General features: G+C 71.2%; 17 protein-coding genes and 1 pseudogene. 9 read left to right on the forward strand and 9 right to left on the reverse strand.

What is annotated here, in order from left to right:
• Window positions 1–66 precede the first annotated feature (66 nt).
• The 4 genes from PH203_RS00180 to PH203_RS00195 are packed head-to-tail and all read right to left on the reverse strand — an operon-like array spanning window position 67 to window position 4,077.
• Window positions 67–1,308 (reverse strand): MFS transporter, encoded by a 1,242-nt coding sequence (locus PH203_RS00180; RefSeq protein WP_289914662.1) that lies wholly within the window; start codon window positions 1,306–1,308, stop codon window positions 67–69.
• Window positions 1,305–2,660, reverse strand: coding sequence for a GH1 family beta-glucosidase (locus PH203_RS00185; RefSeq protein WP_289914664.1), 1,356 nt, complete (start codon window positions 2,658–2,660; stop codon window positions 1,305–1,307). The genes PH203_RS00180 and PH203_RS00185 overlap by 4 nt, the downstream gene beginning before the upstream one ends.
• Window positions 2,661–2,718: 58 nt before the next feature.
• Window positions 2,719–2,985: a protealysin inhibitor emfourin gene (locus PH203_RS00190; protein WP_289914666.1), complete on the reverse strand. Its 267-nt coding sequence runs from the start codon at window positions 2,983–2,985 to the stop codon at window positions 2,719–2,721.
• A 21-nt stretch (window positions 2,986–3,006) separates the two neighbouring features.
• Complete coding sequence (locus PH203_RS00195; protein WP_289914668.1) at window positions 3,007–4,077, reverse strand: M4 family metallopeptidase; 1,071 nt, start codon at window positions 4,075–4,077, stop codon at window positions 3,007–3,009.
• A 319-nt stretch (window positions 4,078–4,396) separates the two neighbouring features.
• Between PH203_RS00195 and leuA the strand changes: the two genes are divergently transcribed.
• The 5 genes from leuA (at window position 4,397) to PH203_RS00220 (ending at window position 11,379) form a co-directional block, all read left to right on the forward strand.
• Entirely contained in the window at window positions 4,397–6,118 is a 1,722-nt protein-coding gene (gene leuA, locus PH203_RS00200) for a 2-isopropylmalate synthase (RefSeq protein ID WP_289914671.1), read from the forward strand.
• 263 nt (window positions 6,119–6,381) lie between these two features.
• Window positions 6,382–7,077, forward strand: coding sequence for a TerB family tellurite resistance protein (locus PH203_RS00205; protein WP_289914673.1), 696 nt, complete (start codon window positions 6,382–6,384; stop codon window positions 7,075–7,077).
• A gap of 215 nt (window positions 7,078–7,292) precedes the next feature.
• Window positions 7,293–9,383, forward strand: a complete 2,091-nt coding sequence (locus PH203_RS00210; protein ID WP_289914675.1) for an MMPL family transporter — start codon at window positions 7,293–7,295, stop codon at window positions 9,381–9,383.
• Between the two features lie 110 nt (window positions 9,384–9,493).
• Complete coding sequence (locus tag PH203_RS00215; RefSeq protein WP_289914677.1) at window positions 9,494–10,702, forward strand: histidine kinase; 1,209 nt, start codon at window positions 9,494–9,496, stop codon at window positions 10,700–10,702.
• Complete coding sequence (locus PH203_RS00220; RefSeq protein WP_289914679.1) at window positions 10,699–11,379, forward strand: response regulator transcription factor; 681 nt, start codon at window positions 10,699–10,701, stop codon at window positions 11,377–11,379. The genes PH203_RS00215 and PH203_RS00220 overlap by 4 nt, the downstream gene beginning before the upstream one ends.
• Window positions 11,380–11,468: 89 nt before the next feature.
• Here the strand turns inward: PH203_RS00220 and PH203_RS00225 are convergent, their stop codons facing one another.
• The 3 genes and pseudogenes from PH203_RS00225 to PH203_RS00235 form a co-directional block, all read right to left on the reverse strand.
• Window positions 11,469–12,404, reverse strand: a complete 936-nt coding sequence (locus PH203_RS00225; RefSeq protein ID WP_289914681.1) for a dihydrodipicolinate synthase family protein — start codon at window positions 12,402–12,404, stop codon at window positions 11,469–11,471.
• Window positions 12,401–12,746, reverse strand: a pseudogene (locus PH203_RS00230) (peptide ABC transporter ATP-binding protein); the annotation flags it as partial. The pseudogene PH203_RS00230 and the gene PH203_RS00225, both read right to left, overlap by 4 nt.
• 178 nt (window positions 12,747–12,924) lie before the next feature.
• Complete coding sequence (locus PH203_RS00235) at window positions 12,925–13,341, reverse strand: ester cyclase (RefSeq protein ID WP_289914683.1); 417 nt, start codon at window positions 13,339–13,341, stop codon at window positions 12,925–12,927.
• A gap of 118 nt (window positions 13,342–13,459) precedes the next feature.
• On the opposite strand from PH203_RS00235, the gene PH203_RS00240 reads away from it, so the two are divergent.
• Window positions 13,460–14,128 carry a TetR/AcrR family transcriptional regulator gene (locus tag PH203_RS00240; RefSeq protein WP_289914684.1) on the forward strand — a complete coding sequence of 223 codons (669 nt, stop codon included), beginning with the start codon at window positions 13,460–13,462 and terminating at the stop codon, window positions 14,126–14,128.
• A 33-nt stretch (window positions 14,129–14,161) separates the two neighbouring features.
• Window positions 14,162–14,656 carry a protein-tyrosine phosphatase family protein gene (locus PH203_RS00245; RefSeq protein ID WP_289914686.1) on the forward strand — a complete coding sequence of 165 codons (495 nt, stop codon included), beginning with the start codon at window positions 14,162–14,164 and terminating at the stop codon, window positions 14,654–14,656.
• Here PH203_RS00245 and PH203_RS00250 read toward each other — a convergent pair.
• Window positions 14,630–15,202 carry a class I SAM-dependent methyltransferase gene (locus PH203_RS00250; RefSeq protein WP_289914688.1) on the reverse strand — a complete coding sequence of 191 codons (573 nt, stop codon included), beginning with the start codon at window positions 15,200–15,202 and terminating at the stop codon, window positions 14,630–14,632. The genes PH203_RS00245 and PH203_RS00250 overlap by 27 nt on opposite strands.
• Window positions 15,203–15,257: 55 nt before the next feature.
• Here PH203_RS00250 and PH203_RS00255 point away from each other — a divergent pair, with 55 nt between their 5' ends.
• Entirely contained in the window at window positions 15,258–16,025 is a 768-nt protein-coding gene (locus PH203_RS00255) for a helix-turn-helix transcriptional regulator (RefSeq protein WP_289914689.1), read from the forward strand.
• Window positions 16,026–16,031: 6 nt separating this feature from the next.
• On the opposite strand, the gene bla is transcribed toward PH203_RS00255, so the two are convergent.
• Complete coding sequence (bla, locus tag PH203_RS00260) at window positions 16,032–16,907, reverse strand: class A beta-lactamase (protein ID WP_289916572.1); 876 nt, start codon at window positions 16,905–16,907, stop codon at window positions 16,032–16,034.
• Window positions 16,908–17,061: 154 nt separating this feature from the next.
• Between bla and PH203_RS00265 the strand changes: the two genes are divergently transcribed.
• Complete coding sequence (locus tag PH203_RS00265; protein ID WP_289914690.1) at window positions 17,062–18,237, forward strand: abortive phage infection protein; 1,176 nt, start codon at window positions 17,062–17,064, stop codon at window positions 18,235–18,237.
• Window positions 18,238–18,270 lie beyond the last annotated feature (33 nt).

An 18,270-nucleotide genomic window follows, 5' to 3' on the forward strand; every position in this document is an offset into this window, starting at 1 on the left:
GCCCTCCGTATCCGCCGCGCCCTTTGACCGGCGCCCTCCGCATCCGCCACGCCCTTCGGTCCACGCCTACTCCACACCCTTGATCCGCCCCACCAACACCGCCCCCGCCAGCCCCAGCACCGCCGCCACCAGGTACAGCACCCGGTAGCCGCCCAGGTGTGTGACGACCGGTGCCGCGAGGGCGGGGGCGGCCACCTGGGGGAGGGCGTTGGCGATGTTGATGACGCCGAGGTCCTTGCCGCGGTCCAGGGCCTTGGGGAGGACGTCCGTCATCAGGGCGAAGTCGACCGACATGAAGACCCCGAGGGCCACGCCCAGCAGCGCGGCCACGACGATCGCGCCGGCCCAGGTCTGCCAGCCGGCCAGCAGGGCCGTGGCCGCCGCCATCAGCACGCCGGACCATTTCACGAACGGCTTGCGGCGGCCCACCCGGTCCGACCACACCCCGCCCACCACGACCGTGGCCAGCAGCGTCACGCTGTTCACCGCGGTGAGGATCAGGACGCCCTGCTCGGGATCGTCGTGGTGCAGACGGTCCCGCAGGTAGTAGAGCAGGTAGAGGATCACCAGCGCGTTGCTGAGGTTGATCAGGAAGCGGGTCAGCCAGGCCCAGCCGAAGTCCGGGTGGCGCCGCGGGCTCAGCCAGAAGCCCCGTAGGAAGGAACGCCAGGTCCATGCCGGACGGTCCGCCGGCGGCAGCCGTACGTCCTCGTACCGCAGCACGTACGGCAGCACCCCCGCCACCACGAATCCCGCGCACGCCGCATACCCGGCCGCGATCCCGCCCGCCGCCGTCGCCAGCCCCGTCCCGGTGACCGCGCCCAGGATCTGCGCCGCGCCCAACCAGCCGCCCACCGAACCCCGTTGGAGCCGCGGCACCCGGTCCGGCACCGCCGCCGTCACCGCCGCGAAGGAGGCGTTCAGGGTCAGCTGGACCAGACACCAGCCGAGCATCATCAGCCACAGCCCGCCCGCGCCCGCGAGCACCAGCAGCGACAGGGCCCCGCCCGCCGCCCCGGCCACGATCCACGGCGTACGGCGGCCCCGGCGGGCCGTGGTCCGGTCCGACAGCGCCCCGAAGAACGGGTTCGCGAACAGGGACACGACCGCCCCGACCCCCGTCACCCACGCCAGCAGCGTCTCCTTCGACATGCCGGTGCCGGGCGCGAAGTCCTCCGCCTGGCGGGCCAGGAGGATCTGCAGCGGGCCGTACCAGCCCACCCAGATCGCCACGTTGGAGAGGGAGAGGGCCGCCGTCCAGCCGCCGCCGACCCGCTCGAGGGGTTCGTCCAGGGCCGTCGTCGTCATCTCTGGGCCCGGAGCAGCTCCTGGTACCAGCCGTACGAGGACTTCGGCGTCCGCGTCAGGGTCACGGGATCCTCGAAGTCCACGTGCACCAGCCCGAAGCGCTGCGCGTACCCCTCTGCCCACTCGAAGTTGTCGAGCAGCGACCACACGAAGTACCCGCGTACGTCCACCCCGGCCGCCACCGCCTTGTGCAGCGCCCGCACATGGCCGTCGAGGTAGGCGATCCGGTCCTGGTCGTCGATCCCCTCGTACGAGCAGCCGTTCTCCGTGATCACGACGGGCGGGAGCCGGTCGCCGTAGCGCTCCCGGAAGCCGGTGAGGAGTTCCGTCAGGCCCTCCGGGACCACCGGCCAGCCGAAGTGCGTCACCGGTACGCCCTCGATCTCCTGGACGGAGAAGGGGAGTTCGGCGGGGATCGTCAGTCCGCCGAACTCGATGTCCGTGCCCTGCGGGGCGCCCACCCGGGTCGGCGCGTAGTAGTTGATGCCGTAGAAGTCCAAGGGCTCCGAGATGACCTTCAGATCCGCTGCCACATCGCCCGGCATCAAGTCGCCCAGCCCGTCCGGGTATTCACCCAGCAGCACCGGCTCCGCGAACAGCCGGTTCAGCAGCAGGTCGTAGAAGGCCGCGGCCTCCAGGTCGGGTTGCTCCTGCGAGGCGGGCCATGTCGGCCCGTGCGAGTTGGCGATCCCGATGTCCGTCGCACCCGCCGCGCGCAGTGCCTGTACGCCCAGACCGTGGGCCAGCAGGAGGTGGTGGGCCACGGGCAGCGCGTCGAACATCAGCTGTTTGCCCGGCGCGTGGGCGCCCAATGCATGGCCGAACAGGGTGTGTTCGGCGGGTTCGTTGATGGTGATCCACTTCGCGACGCGGTCACCGAGGCGGTCGGCGACGACCGACACGTACTCGGCGTACCGCGCCGCGGTGTCCCGCTCCAGCCAGCCGCCCCCCGCGGCGGAGCCGCTATTGGGTACAGCTTGCAGGGCGGTTGGCAGGTCCCAGTGGAAGAGGGTCGGTACCGGTCGTACGCCCGCCGCGCACAGGGCGTCGACCAGACGGTCGTAGAAGTCCAGGCCGCCCTCGGAACGCACCCGCGGCCAGGAGATCGAGAAGCGGTACGCGTCCACGCCCAGGTCGGACAGGAGCGCCACGTCCTCGGGGTAGCGGTGGTAGTGGTCGACGGCCACCGCCGCCGTCGAGCCGTCCTTCACCCGTCCCGGCTCGGCCGTGAAGGCGTCCCACACGGAGGGCTCGCGCAACTCCACCGCGCCCTCGATCTGATGGGCCGAGGTCGAGACGCCCCAGAGGAAGCCGGGCGGGAACGTGGGTATCGCGTGGTCATCAGTCGCCATGCGCCGGATCATCCGTACCGCTGGTAACGGAAGTCAACGGGCGGGTGTGAAGAAGCGGTTACGCACCTTCCTTCAGGACCCGTGAGATCAACTGCCGCTGCTCCTCCGTGAGTCGGGGGTCGGCGGCGTACACCGTCTTTCCGTCCACGGTGATCTCGTAGGCGAAACCGTCGGGCACCCCGATGGGCGGAGTGCCCCGGCCGGCGGCCAGCGCCTGTTCGGCCAGGGCGTGCCACTCATGGGCGTCGGGCCGTCCCGAGGTGTCGACCTCGGCGTGACGCTCGATGCCCGCGAAACCACCGGTACGGCTCACTCGAATACGCATGGGACCGTGTCTAGTACGTAACTACGCCGTGCGCACCCCGACCTGCTCCCACGCCTTCAGTACGGCCTGGAGTTCCTCGCCGTCCTGGTAGCGGGACTTGGCGGCCTCGACCGTGAGCGTGGCGAAGTCCACGAACAGGGCGTCCTTCTTCAGCTTGCCGCCGGTCAGGACGTCGTACCAGATCTGTCCGGCCCGTTCCCAGGCGTGGCCGCCGAGGGTGGTGGCGACGATGTAGAACGCGTGGTTGGGGATGCCGGAGTTGATGTGGACGCCGCCGTTGTCGCGGCCGGTGCGGACGAAGTCGTCCATGGTCGCGGGCTGCGGGTCCTTGCCGAGGACGTCGTCGTCGTAGGCGGTGCCCGGGGCCTTCATGGAGCGCAGGGCCGAGCCGGTGACCCGCGGGGCGAGGAGGCCGGCGCCGATGAGCCAGTCGGCCTCGGCGGCGGTCTGGCCGAGGGTGTGCTGCTTGATGAGGGAGCCGAAGACATCGGACATCGACTCGTTGAGCGCGCCGGGCTGGCCGAAGTAGGTGAGGTTGGCCGTGTACTGGGTGACGCCGTGGGTGAGTTCGTGGCCGATGACGTCGATGGGGATGGTGAAGTCGAGGAAGATCTCGCCGTCGCCGTCGCCGAACACCATCTGCTCGCCGTTCCAGAAGGCGTTGTTGTAGTTCTCCTCGTAGTGGACGGTGGCGTCCAGGGGGAGGCCGTTCGCGTCGATCGAGTCGCGCTCGTAGGCCTTCAGGAACAGCTCGAAGGTGGCGCCGAGGCCCGCGTAGGCGCGGTTGACGGTGGCGTCCTTGCCGGGTTCCGAGCCCTCGGTGCGGACCTTCTTGCCGGGCAGGTCGGTGCGGTGCCTGGCGTCGTAGATGGTGCGGTGCGGTTTGCCGGCCTCCGCGCCGAGCGGCGGGGCGATGGACGGGGCGCCGACGACCGTGGTCAGACGGCGGTGGGTGCGTTCGTAGGCGTCGCGTTCCAGCGTCTTGCGAGCGGCGTCGGCGAGCGTGGAGTCCTCGGCCTGGCTGAGCTTGTCGAGGACATGGGGTGGTACGACGGTGCAGAAGACGGGCTCGTAGCCCCCGTGAGTCGTCATGCCCGGCACCATCGCATCGAGTTATGCCGCTGTCACTACCCGCAACCATGATTGGTGAAATGTATGGATAAGGAGGTCGGCTAGCCGCCCCGGAGTGGTATGGCGCACTTTTTGTCCCATTCCTCACCCGGGTCCCGCATACTGATACGGCGCCCCGCATCCGAACCGGCTCGGCTAGCATGCTTCGCATCATGCGTTTCGGGCTGCTTCTTCTTAGCTGCCGCGGCGAGGGCCTGTAGTCCAGGTCGACTCCCTCCCCGCGGAGCTTGGCGTTGCGTCGTCGGCCGTCCTTCCGGACACCCTGAGGAGCCCCCGCATCATGGCGAACCGCCAGCAGCCCAGTTCCATGCCGATCCACAAGTACGGCCGGTACGACCAGGTCGACATCCCGGACCGCACCTGGCCGGACAACCGGATCACCGTCGCCCCCCGCTGGCTCTCCACGGACCTGCGCGACGGCAACCAGGCCCTGATCGACCCCATGTCGCCCGAGCGCAAGCGCCGGATGTTCGACCAGCTGGTCAAGATGGGCTACAAGGAGATCGAGGTCGGCTTCCCGGCCTCCGGCCAGACCGACTTCGACTTCGTACGCTCCATCGTCGAAGAGCCCGGGGCCATCCCCGACGACGTCACCATCTCCGTACTGACCCAGGCCCGCGAGGACCTGATCGAGCGCACGGTGGAGTCCCTGAAGGGCGCCAAGCGCGCCACCGTCCACCTGTACAACGCCACCGCCCCCGTCTTCCGCCGCGTGGTCTTCCGCGGCTCCAAGGACGACATCAAGCAGATCGCCGTCGACGGCACGCGGCTGGTCATGGAGTACGCCGAGAAGCTGCTGGGCCCCGAGACCGAGTTCGGCTACCAGTACAGCCCGGAGATCTTCACCGACACCGAGCTGGACTTCGCGCTGGAGGTCTGCGAGGCGGTGATGGACGTCTACCAGCCCGGTCCGGGCCGCGAGATCATCCTCAACCTGCCCGCCACGGTGGAGCGTTCGACCCCGTCGACGCACGCGGACCGCTTCGAGTGGATGAGCCGCAACCTGTCGCGCCGCGAGTACGTCTGCGTCTCCGTCCACCCGCACAACGACCGCGGTACGGCCGTGGCGGCCGCCGAGCTGGCGCTGATGGCCGGCGCCGACCGCGTCGAGGGCTGTCTGTTCGGACAGGGCGAGCGCACCGGCAACGTCGACCTGGTCACCCTGGGCATGAACCTGTTCTCCCAGGGCGTCGACCCGCAGATCGACTTCTCCGACATCGACGAGATCCGTCGCGTGTGGGAGTACTGCAACCAGATGGAGGTCCACCCGCGCCACCCGTACGTGGGCGACCTGGTCTACACGTCCTTCTCCGGCTCCCACCAGGACGCCATCAAGAAGGGCTTCGACGCGATGGAGGCCGACGCGGCGGCCAAGGGTGTGACGGTCGATGACATCGAGTGGGCCGTTCCCTACCTGCCGATCGACCCGAAGGACGTCGGGCGGTCGTACGAGGCCGTCATCCGCGTCAACTCGCAGTCCGGCAAGGGCGGTATCGCCTACGTCCTGAAGAACGACCACAAGCTGGACCTGCCGCGCCGGATGCAGATCGAGTTCTCCAAGCTCATCCAGGCCAAGACGGACGCCGAGGGCGGCGAGGTCACCGGGTCCGACATCTGGGCCGTCTTCCAGGACGAGTACCTGCCGAACCCCCAGAACCCGTGGGGTCGTATCCAGGTCAAGAACGGGCAGTCGACCACCGACACGGACGGCGTGGACACGCTGAAGGTGGAGGCCACGGTGGATGGTGTCGACACCGTGCTGACCGGTACCGGCAACGGTCCGATCTCCGCGTTCTTCGACGCGCTGGCCAAGATCGGGATCGACGCGCGGCTGCTGGACTACCAGGAGCACACGATGAGCGAGGGTGCGTCGGCGCAGGCTGCGTCGTACATCGAGTGCGCGATCGACGGCAAGGTTCTGTGGGGGATCGGGATCGATGCGAATACGACACGTGCGTCGCTGAAGGCGGTCGTCTCCGCCGTCAATCGGGCGGCTCGCTAAGAGGGTGCCTCACGGGGTTGAGTGCCGGGTGCTGCGCCGTCGTGGCTGGTCGCGCAGTTCCCCGCGCCCCTAGGTACGTCTCCCGCACCGGCGTTTTCAGGTCCCGTCCGCCATATCCAGGCGGGCGGGACCCGTCTGTTTCCGGCCAGCGGTCTGTGCAGGTCACGGAAAGGTCTCGTCCGGGGTACTGACTACGCCTCTCCGATGTGGCTAACATCACGCCAGCACGGCGATGTTGCCGTGCCGTTACGCGGAGGTGCGACGTGCTGCCAGGACGGGGACGAAACGGCCAGGCCGCCAGGCATGCGCGCCTTCTGGGGACCCGCACCGCGTGGACGCCCGTGGGCGACGGGGAGTTCTTCTGCCCCGGCTGCGGCGGCGACCGCAACTACCAGCGGCTGACCGGCAGGCGCCGCTTCACCCTCCTCGGCATGCCCGTCCTGCCGCGCGGCGAGACCGGACCGGTCGTGGAGTGCGCGGCCTGCCACCGCCACTACGGCACCGACGTCCTCGACCACCCCACCACCACCCGCTTCTCCGCGATGCTCCGCGACGCCGTCCACACCGTCGCCCTCGCGGTCCTCGCCGCGGGCGGCACCTGTTCGCGTACGGCGCTGGAGGCGGCGGCCGGTACGGTCCGCTCCGCCGGCTTCGACGACTGCACCGAGGACCAGCTCGGCGCGCTCGTCGAGGCGCTGGCCCAGGACACCGGGCGGGTCTTCGGCCAGCCCTGCGGGGCCGGGCTCGCCATAGAGCTCCACGAGGCGCTGGACCCGCTGGCCCCGCACCTCGCCCCGGCCGGACGTGAATCGATCCTGCTGCAGGGGGCGCGGATCGCGCTGGCGGACGGGCCGTACACGCCCGCCGAGCGGGACGCGCTGGCGACGGTGGGGGCGGCGCTCACCATCTGCGCGGACGATGTGACGCGGCTGCTGGTGGCGGCGCGGACGCCGTCCTGACGGGCAGGGGTGCGGTGGGAGGCGGGCGGCGGCGTCGTTGTCGTACTCGCAGCCGTCGTCGTCGTACTCCTTCCGGTACTCCCTGGGGAGTAACCGCACCTGAAGGCCGCCCTCCGCAGTAAGCCCCAACTCGCTCTGCCGTCCGACGAATCGGCCCCCGTGCGACGGGAGTCTGGAGACCGACCCAGACACCCGACCGAGGGGAGGCCCGACTCATGGGGGCCGCAAGGACATCTATCCGGCGACGGCGGGCGGTGCCGTGGCTCGTGCTCGGGCTGTGGATCGCCGTGCTGGCGCTGACCTCGCCGTTCGCCTCGAAGCTGGCGGACGTCCAGCGGGACCGGGCGGTCGACTATCTGCCGGCGAGCGCCGACTCCACGCAGGTCGCGAAGATCCAGGACCGGCTGCCGGGCGGCGAGGCCACCGAGATGGTCGTCGTCTATCACCGGGACGGCGGGCTGACCGCCGCGGACAAGGAGACCGCCGCCGCGCAGATCGACCGGATCGCCGGGGCGCACCGGCTCACCGCCGAACCGCAGGGCGTTCCGTCCAAGGACGGCGCCACCCTGATGTACCCGGTGGCGAGCAACGAGCCGGGGACTGATGAGAAGGCGCGTGACGCGCTCGTCAACGACGTACGGGACATCGCGCACAGCGAGGGCGGGCTGAGCGTCGACGTGGGCGGCACCGGAGCCCTGCAGACGGACGCGGCCGAGGTCTACAACTCGCTCGGCGGGCCGCTGCTCTACACCACCGCCGCGGTCGTCGCGCTCCTGCTGATCCTCATCTACCGCAGCCCGTTCCTGTGGCTGGTGCCCCTCGCCGTCGCGGGCATGGCCGACTACCTGTCGATGGGCGTGGCGTACGGGCTGAACCAGTGGTTCGGGACGTCCGTGACCGGGGCGAGCTCGGGCATCATGACGATCCTCGTGTTCGGCGCGGGGACGGATTACGCGCTGCTGCTGGTGTCCCGGTACCGCGAGGAGCTGCGGCGCATCGAGCGGCCGTACGACGCGATGGTCGCCGCCCTCAAGGGCTGCGGTCCGGCGGTGCTGGCGTCCTCCGGGACGGTCGCCGCGGGGTTGCTGTGTCTGCTCGCCGCCGACCTCAACTCCAGCCGGGGCATGGGCCCGCTCGGCACGGTCGGCGTCCTGTGCGCGCTGTTCGCCATGCTGACCCTGCTGCCCGCGGTCCTCGTGCTGCTCGGCCGCCGCGTCTTCTGGCCGCTCGTCCCGCGCTACGGCAGCACGCCGAAGGTCCGCCGCTCGCTGTTCGCGGCGATGGGCAGCTCGGCCGGGCGCCGGCCGCTGACGGTCCTCGCAAGCGGCGCGGTCCTGCTGGGCGCGCTGGCCCTGGGCGTGCTGAACCTCCCCGGCGCCCTCAAGCAGGAGGACTCCTTCACCACCAAGCCCGACGCGGTCGCCGCCATGGAGACCCTCGCCAAGGCCTACCCCGAGCGCGGTACCCAGCCGATCACCGTCCTCGCCCCCACCGACCGGGCCGACGCGGCGCTCGCCGAGGTGCGCGACACCCAGGGCGTGGCCGCTGCCGAGCGGGGACGCAGCGGTGACGGCTGGACGGAGATCTCGGTCATCGCCACCTCGGCCCCCCAGTCGGCGGGCGAGACGAAGACGATCGAGGCCCTGCGCGACCGCCTCGACGACTCGCTGGTCGGCGGAGCCAGCGCCCAGCAGCTCGACCTGGCGGACACCAACGCCCGTGACCGGCTGATCGTGATCCCGATCGTCCTGGTCTCGGTGCTGCTGATCCTGATCGTCCTGCTGCGGTCGGTGGTGGCGCCGCTGATCCTGGTGGCGGCCGTGGTCGCGGTGTGGGGCGCGGCGCTCGGCATCGGCGGACTGGTCTTCGGCCCGGTGTTCGGCTTCGAGGGGATGGATCCGGGGCTCGGCCTGCTGTCCTTCGTCTTCCTGGTGGCTCTCGGCGTCGACTACGGCATCTTCCTGATGCACCGCATGCGGGAGGAGTCCCTCAAGGGCATCGACCCGGTGACGGCGGCGCTCACCGCGCTGCGCACGACGGGCGGGGTCATCGCCTCGGCGGGGCTGGTCCTCGCGGCGACCTTCGCGGTGCTGACGAACATGCCGCTGGTCAGCCTGGTGGAGATGGGCTTCGTGGTCGCGGTCGGGGTGCTCCTCGACACCTTCCTGGTCCGCACCTACCTCGTCACCAGCGCGAGTGTGGCCCTGCGGCGGAAGGTGTGGTGGCCTGGGGCACTGTCGAAGGAACCGGCCGGCGCGGGCGGGGAGCGGCCGGAGCCGGTGGCGGAGCCGGCGGGCGTGCGCTGAACGGGGTGAGGGAGAACCGGCCGGACTTCCGGGCTCGCGCCCGGGGGTCCGGCCTTCGGGGCCCGACTTCGAAGGTCCGGTCCTCCGTCGGATCGGTGAGGATGGAGCGCATGTCGACCATCAGTGAGCAACTCGGCCGCCGCGGGCCCTCGCGGTTCGTCCGGCCCGTCCGGCGTGACTGGCTGTTCGCCGTGGCGGTCGGTCTGGCGTCGATCCCGCTGGCGTTCGTGGCGCAGGGCGACAACGCGCACACACCGGACGTCACCGGCTGGATCCTGTTCGGCCTCTCGGCGCTGACGCTCGCCTGGCGGCGGCACTACCCGATGGGTGTGCTGCTCGCGCTCATCGTCGTGGAGGGCACCTACCACTCCCTCGGCAACGCCCACTCCGCGCTGATCGTGGTGACGATGGTCTCCATCTACTCGCTCGCGGTCGCGGGACCGAGGCGCCGGACACTGATCGTGGTGCCGTCCCTGCTCGGCCTGAGCGTGATCATGCTCCTGTCGATCAATCCGGAGCGCGGTGTGGAGCTGCTGCGCATCGCCGGCTGGATCCTCGCCTGCGCGCTCACGGGCGAAGCGGTACGGGCGCACCGCACCTATGTCGGCGCGATCGTCGAACGCGCCGAACGCGCCGAACGCACCCGCGAGGAGGAGGCGCGCCGACGGGTGGCGGAGGAACGCTTGCGGATCGCCCGGGATCTGCACGACCTGCTGGCGCACAGCATCACGCTGATCGGCGTGCAGACGTCGGTGGCCGCGCATGTCCTGGCCACGGACCCCGAGCGCCTCGACCGGGAGACCGTCGCGAAAGCGCTGGAGGACATCGCCGACACCTGCCGCACGGCCCGGGGCGAGCTGCGTACGACGCTGGAGGTACTGCGCGAGCAGGACGGCGCCGGGGACGTCCGCGGCCCGCTGCCGGGCCTCGACGGCCTGTCCGACCTGTTCTCGGCGGCCCGGCTCGCGGGGGCGAAGGTGGAACAGACGGTACGGGTCCACCAGGCGCCGCCCGCGGTCGGTGCGGCGGCCTACCGGATCGTGCAGGAGGCCCTGACGAACGCGGTGCGCCATGCCGGGCCGGAGACCTCCGTGTCCGTCGAGCTGTACGAGGAGCAGGGCGCCCTCAGGGTCGCGGTCACCGACGACGGCGCGGGGCCGGGGGGCGGCTCAGGGACCCCCGGGTTCGGGCTGGTCGGCATGCGGGAACGGGCCCGCAGCGTGGGTGGCACACTCGACGCGGGGCCACGGGCGGAGGGTGGTTTCGCGGTGACGGCCGTACTGCCGCTGACAACTGCTGTGGGGGATGCGACCAGATGACGATCCGTGTGCTGCTCGCCGACGACCAGACTCTTGTCCGGGCCGCGTTCGCGATGCTGGTGGGTTCGGCGCGCGACATGGAGGTCGTGGGGGAGGCCGCTACCGGCCGGGAGGCGGTGGAGCTGGCGCGCGCTTCGCGGGCCGACCTCGTCGTGATGGACATCCGGATGCCCGACCTGGACGGCATCGAGGCGACCCGGCTGATCGCGGCGGACGAGGAACTGGCCGAGGTGAAGGTCCTGGTCCTGACGACCTACGACACCGACGAGAACATCGTGGAGGCGTTGCGGGCGGGGGCGTCGGGGTTCCTGGTCAAGGACACGAAGCCGGCGGAGATGCTGGACGCGATCCGTACGGTGGCGGCGGGGGAGTCGCTGCTGTCGCCCGGCCCCACGGCCCGGCTGATCGCTCGGCTGCTGCGCAGCCCGTCGGCTGCGGTACCGGTGCCCTCGGGTGGCCCGGAGTGCCTGTCGGAGCGGGAGCGCGAGGTGCTGACGCTGGTCGGGCGAGGGCTCAACAACGCCGAGATCGGCGAGGCGTTGGGGCTGAGCCCGCTGACCGCCAAGACCCATGTCAGCCGGATCATGGGGAAGCTGGGGGCGCGGGACCGGGCGCAGCTGGTGATCGTGGCCTATGAGTCGGGGCTCGTGACGCCCGGGGGTGTGGGGGAGGGCTGATCTCCTGTGGGGGAGGGCCGGCCGCCGACCCCGAGAACTCCACGCGGGCCGGCCGTCCCCTCACCGCCGGCTTCACCGTGCGGACCCTGCTACAACAGCCCCGCCCCCGCCAGATACTTCCCCACCCGCTCGACCTCCCCCTCCGACAACGGCACTTGGGGCTCCGCCGTCAACGGGCACGCGATGACCCCCCGCAAGTAGAGCGCCGCCTTGAACGCCCCCAGCGCGGACGAACTCCCGCCCATCCGCGCCGGATCACCGACCCGCACCATCCCGAACAGCGCGCACAACCGCTCCTGCTCCACCCGGGCCCGTTCCCAGTCACCCACCCTGCACAGCCGGTCGAGCCGGACGTACCCGTGCGGGTCCACATTGGCCAGCCCCGGCACCGCGCCGTCCGCCCCCGCCGCCAACGCCGAGTCCACGATCAGCTCGGAACCCGTCAGCACACTGAAGCCGGTGATGTCGGCCCGGTCCCGCGCCCCGGCGATCACCTCACGGAACGCCGCCAGGTCCCCGCTGGAGTCCTTCAGCCCGGCCAGCACCCCCTCCGCCGCCAGCTCCAGCACCACATCCGCCGGCAGCTTGGTGTGGACGGCGACGGGAAGGTCGTACGCCACGACCGGCACCGGGCTCGCCGCCGCCACCAGGCGGTAGTGGCGGGCGATCTCCGCCGGATGCGTCCGTGTGTAGAACGGCGAGATCACCACCACCGCGTCCGCCCCTGCCGCTGTCACCGAGGCCACCTGCTCCAGCACCCTCGGCGTCGTCATGTCGATCGCGCCCGCCAGGACCGGGACCTGGCCGGAGACGTGGGCCGTCACCGTCTCCACCACCAACCGCCGCTGCGCGTCCGTCAGATACGCCGCCTCCGACGTCGTACCGAGGACGAACAGCCCGTGCACCCCGCCCTCCAGCAGATGGTCGACCAGCCGCAGCAGCGACACGACGTCCACCTCGCCTTCAGGTGTCAGCGGGGTGCACACGGGCGGGACGACACCGGTCAGCGGGGTGGGGATCGTCATCGAGGCTCCCTGTCGGCATGGCTCTGGGGCACGAGGTCGCGGGTCTGCTCACCCTCCTCCACCGGATGGTGACAGCGGAAGCGGTGTCCGGGGGCCGACGCGGCCGAGAAGTCCGGCATGCCGGCGGTGCACTCCTCGTCCGCCTTCCAGCAGCGGGTGCGGAAGCGGCAGCCGCTACGGGTGGCGGGCCGCGTCGGTGCCCCCGGCCGCCGGGGACTCCTCCACGATCCGGCCCGGGTACATCGTGATCACGCGGTCGCTCATCCGCCGTACCGTCTGGATGTCGTGCGAGACGAACACCAGGGCCAGGCCGAGGCGTTCCTTGAGGTCGAGCAGGAGGTTGGGGCTCGGCAGTGGTACGACCTCGCCGGCGCCGGGCTCGGGGGCTTCGAGCTGATGTTCAGGCACAGCACGGTCAGCAGGGTCAGCAGGCCCGGGAAGACCGTCGCCCACCAACCCCCGGTCAGGGTGTTCCGCGCCCCCTTGTCGAGGGCGCGGCACCCGGTCGGCCTGTGTCGGCTCAGGCCGCGGCGGTCAGCTGGGCCGCGATCGCCGCGCCGTCCAGCCACACGTTCTCGCGGGAGATCCTTCCGTCCTTGAACTCGAAGACGTGCAGCATGCGGAAGGTGATCCGGCGGTTGTTGCCCGGGATGCCGAGGAAGGCGCCGGTGACGACGGCGGTGATCAGGTCCTCGACGGTCGCGGCGCCTTCGGAGTAGTAGGTGTGGGTGCGCTCCGCCTTCTCCACGCGGAGGTCCTTCACCAGCTGGTGGTAGCGCTCCAGCGCCGCCTGGACGCCGTGGATCGGGTCGCCCGGGAAGCCGACGACGTCATGCTCGACGTCCTCGGTGTAGACGGAGACCGCGCACTCCGGGTCCCCGTGCTCCTCGGCCAGCATGTGCGTCCCGATGAGCAGTTCCATTTCGGCGGGTGTCATGGTGCCCAAGGGGGCACCCCCTCTCGTCATGCCGCGCACCGGGTCAGGGGCGCGGCCCCCGTTTGTGAGACGGTGATACCGTAATGAGAATAGTTTCTCACGACAAGAGGGAATTCTCATGAGCGAAGGGCGTGCCGGGAGCACGACCGGCGCGCGGGGCGGGGGCGCGCGCGACCGGGGTGAGGGGGGCGGCGAGGGGCGGCGCAATCAGAAGCTGCGTACGCGCCGCGCGCTCGTCGACGCCGCCGTCGCCCTCGTCCGTGAGGGCAGACCGGTCACCATCGCCGATGCCGCCGAGGCGGCCCAGGTGTCGGTGGCCACCGCCTACCGCTACTTCTCCCACCCCGGGGAGCTGCTCCTGGAGACGCAGAGCGTCGCCCGTGGCTTCGAGGCCGTCGCCGATCTGCCCGAGGACCCGGCCGAGCGGATCGACCTCACCGTGTCCCGCACCGCCGACCTCCAGCTCGGCGACGAGGCGGTGTGGCGAGCGGTACTGCGCGCCTCGCTGGAGCGCTGGCAGGAGCCGTCCGACGAGGACGCGCGGGACGTCCCCACCCGCAACCGCCTCCGCCTCGACCTCACCCGCACCGCCCTCGAACCCCTCGCCGGCACCCTCCCGCCCGACCTCCACCGCCGGCTGACCATGGCCGTCACCCTGGTCTACGGCGCCGAGGCCCTCATCACCACCCGTGACGTCTGCGAACTCGACCGCGACGAGGCGAAGGCCGTCATGCGCTGGGCGGCGGGCGCCCTGCTGGAGGCGGCGCTTCGGGAGGCGGAACTCTGAGCGGGGCCGGACGGTGCATGGTCGAATGGGCCGATGGAAGCGATGGAGCCCAAGGAACCGTTGGAACCGCTGAAGTCGACGGAACTGTGGGACGAGGATGACGTCGGCGTGCTCCGGCTGCCCTCCGGCCGGCTCCTGCGGGGCCGCGGCCTCCGGTACCCGCTCCCGGCCGGGGCGCCGACCCCGTCGTACGCCCTCTACCTCCTGGGCCATCAACCCCCTGACGTTCCCTGGGAGTTCCGCTGGCTCCGCTGGCCGGACTTCCGGCTTCCCGCGGACCGGGCGGACGCGCGCGCCGCGTTCAGCGAGGTGTGGGAGCGGGCGGCCGGGGAGCGCGTCGAGGTCGCCTGCGGTGGCGGACGCGGGCGCACGGGGACGGCGCTGGCGTGTCTCGCGGTGCTGGACGGCGTACCGGCGGACGAGGCCGTGGCGTATGTGCGGGCGCACTACGACCGGCGGGCGGTGGAGACGCCGTGGCAGCGGCGCTATGTGCGGCGGTTCTCAGGGACGGCGGGCGCGGAAGCGTAGACCGCCCGACTTCGGGTGGACGTCCACGGCGACGTCGGCGAAACCGGCCCGCTCCAGACGGGCCGGAAGGCTCCTCGGGTCCAGGGTGTTCATCGTGTCGAAGAGATGCAGTACACGGAAACCGAAGCCGAGTTGACTGTCGCTGCCGGCGAACGTGCCGCCGGGACGCAGCACACGGAACGCCTCGGCGAAGATACGGTCCTGGTGGGCGGCCGTGGGCACATGGTGGAGCATGGTGAAGCAGACGACGGAGTCGAACTCCTTCTCCTCAACGGGGAGTTGAGCACCGTCCGCGTGCAGGATACGGGCGCGGCCGCCCCACCGCTCCTCCAGCATGCGGGCCGTCTCCGCGTCGATCTCGGCCGCCGTCAGCCTCGGCACCCGCTCGACGAGCACGCGGAGGTTCGCGCCGTAGCCCGGCCCGATCTCCAGTACGTCCTCGCCCAGGTCCACGTGTTCCAGGGCCCAGGGCAGGATGTGGTCCTTCGTGGTCTGCGCCCACTTCTCGGAGCTGCACAGCCTCCGGTGGGCCCGGTTCATCGGCATGCGTTCGACGCTAGACCGGGCCGGGGCTGTCCACTACGGGCTAGGCTGCCGTCCCATGTCGCGGAACGGACAGTACGGCCCCCACCCTTCGGCCGGCACCGCGGTCTTCGTCGGTCACTTCGCGATGCCGCGCGGCAGTGTCTTCCGCTGGCACTGGCACGCGTTCCATCAACTCGCCTGGTCCGCGCAGGGGTTGCTGAGAGTCCGCAGCGCGCAGGGGGTGTGGCTGCTGCCGCCCTCCCTCGCCCTGTGGATCCCGGCCGGCGTCCGGCACGCCACCGAGTCGGAGGGCGACGCCGTCATGCGCAGTCCCTACGTCGACCCGGAGTGCTGCCCGCACATCCGCTGGAGCGAGCCGACGGTCGTCGCGGTGACCGCGCTGCTGCGCGCGCTCATCGACCACCTGGTACGAACCGACCTGGCGCCGCAGGTCCGTTCGCGCGCCGAGGGGGTGCTGCTCGACGAACTGCGCCCGGTGCCGGTGACCAGCATCTCGGTGCCCGCGCCCCGCGATCCGCGCGCCCTTGCCGTGGCCGAGGCGCTGACGGCAGACCCGGCCGACGGGCGCCCGCTGGCCGACTGGGGCCGCCAAGTCGGCGCGAGCGCACGGACGTTGGCCCGTCTCTTCGTCGCCGAGACGGGCCTCGCCTTCGGGCAGTGGCGGGAACGGCTGCGCATGCAGGCCGCGATGCCGCACCTCGCGGCGGGCCTCCCGGTCGAACCGGTGGCCCACCGCGTCGGCTACGCCTCCGCCAGCTCCTTCACCGCCGCGTTCCATCGCGTGGTGGGCGTGACGCCCAGGCAGTACTTTCCGGTCAACTGAGCTCGGTCAGCTGAGCACTTCGGCCAGCGCCTTGGCCGCCTCGGCGACCAACACGTCGTCGCGGGCTGCGTCCTGCTCGGGCTTCGTCGTGAGGAGGGACAGCACCAGTGGGGTGCCGTCCGGGGTCCAGGCGATACCCACGTTGTTGTTGGTGCCGTAGGAACCGCCGCCCGTCTTGTCGGCGACCGTCCAGGTCTTCGGCAGACCGGCGCGCAGACGGGTGCCGCTCGTGGTGTTGTTCAGCAGCCAGTGGGTGAGAAGCCCGCGGTCGGGGCGGTTCAGGGCGTCGCCGAGTACCAGCCGGCCGTACGTCCTGCCGATCGCGTACGGGCTCGTCGTGTCCGTGATCCGCCACGGTTCCGCCGAGTTGAGCTCGGTCTCCCAGCGGTCCAGGCGGGTCACCGGGTCGCCGAGAGAGCGGGCGAAGCGGGTGATCGCGGTGGGGCCGCCGAGTTCGCGGAGCAGGAGGTTGCCGGCGCCGTTGTCGCTGAAGGTGATGGCCACCTCGGCGAGTTCGGCGACGGTCATGCCGTCGGCGACATGCTCCAGGGTCTTGTCGGAGCCGGTCTTCGGCAGGTCGTCCGCCGTGTAGTGGATCCGGCGGGACAGGAACTCGCCGTTGTCGTCCAGGTCGCGCAGTACGGCCGCGGAGGCGAGGGTCTTGAACAGCGAGCACATCGGGAACAGTTCGTCGGCGCGGTGCCGGACGGTGCGGCCGGTGGCGAGGTTACGGGCGAACACGCCGAGGCGGGCGCCGTGTTGCTGCTCCAGTTCACGGAGGCGGGGGGTGACGCCGTCCTCATGGGCCGAGGCGGCGTGGGCGGGGGCGGCCGCCACGAGGGTGGCAGCCGAGGCGGCGAGGAATGTGCGTCGGGCTAAGATCGCGCTCTCCTTCGGTAGGTCGACCTCTTCGGTAGGCCGACTTCTTCGGTAGATCGACTTCTCAGTAGATCGACGCCGGATCGCATTCCTTGGTTGCGCGGCCGTAGACCATCGGCGGACGGTGGTGCGGGACAGCGCTCGGCAGAGTGGCCGTATGGAGAAGACCAAAGGGATCAACCGGGCGCAGTTCCTGGCCGGGGCGGCGGCGGTCGGGGCGGCGGGGGCGCTGCTGCCGGCGTGCGGGGCGGCCGCGAAGGCGCGGGACGAGGGGGCCGGCCAGGGGCGGGACCGGCAGAGCCCCGGCCGGGGACTGACCCGGCGCGGGATCGTCTACACCGTCGGAGCCGGGGAGACACCGGCCACCGCGTGGCGCGCCGACCGGATGCGGGCGGACCTCCGTGCCCTCCGCGACGACCTGCACGCCGACACCGTCGACGTCACCGGCGAGGGCGTCGAACGCCTCACCGCCACCGCCGCCGAGGCGGCCGAACTCGGGCTGCACGTCTGGCTCCAGCCCACCCTCGGGGACGTCCCGGAGCGGGAGATCCTCGACCACCTCGCGGAGACCGGCCGGTTCGCGGAACGGCTGCGCCGGCAGGGAGCGAGTGTCGAGCTCAGCGTGGGCTGCGAGTTCTGGCTGTTCGTGCCGGGGATCATCCCGGGGGAGACCGTCCTCGAGCGCATCGCCAACCTCCAGAGCGGGAACGTCGACTGGGCGAGGACGCAGCGCCGCCTGTCCCGCTTCACGGCGAAGGCGGCGGCACTCGGACGGAAGGTCTTCCACGGCCGGCTGAGTTACGCCTCCGCCCCCGAGATCGACAACGTCGACTGGAGCCTCTTCGACGTCGTCGGCATCGACTACTACTCCTACTTCCCCCGACGCGCCGACTACGTACGGGAGTTGAGACAGCACCTCCGCTGGGGCAAGCCCGTCACCATCACCGAGTTCGGCACCTGCACCTTCCGAGGCGCCCCCGAGGCGGGCGGCATGGGCTGGGACATCGTCGACTACGACAAGACCCCGCCGGAGATCAAGGGGAACCCGCTCCCGGTCCGCAGCGAACGCACCCAAGCCGCCTATCTCACCGATCTGTTGGACGTCTTCGAGTCGATGAACCTCTACGCGGCCATGGTCTTCGAGTTCCTCACCGCCGACGCCCCGCACCGCCCCGGCGACCCCCGCCACGACCTCGACATGGCGAGCTACGGCATCGCCAAGGCGATCCAGGACCGCCCCGGCGACCCGGACACGGGGTGGCACTGGGAGCCGAAGGAGGCCTTCCACGCGGTGGCGCGGGCCTACGGCAGGGCGGCGGACCGGCGCCGGTAGGCGGATGAGCGCCGGTAGGTGTCAGCGGCAGTA

Source organism: Streptomyces sp. S.PB5 (assembly GCF_030403745.1).
In the GTDB taxonomy this organism is placed as follows: Bacteria; Actinomycetota; Actinomycetes; order Streptomycetales; family Streptomycetaceae; genus Streptomyces.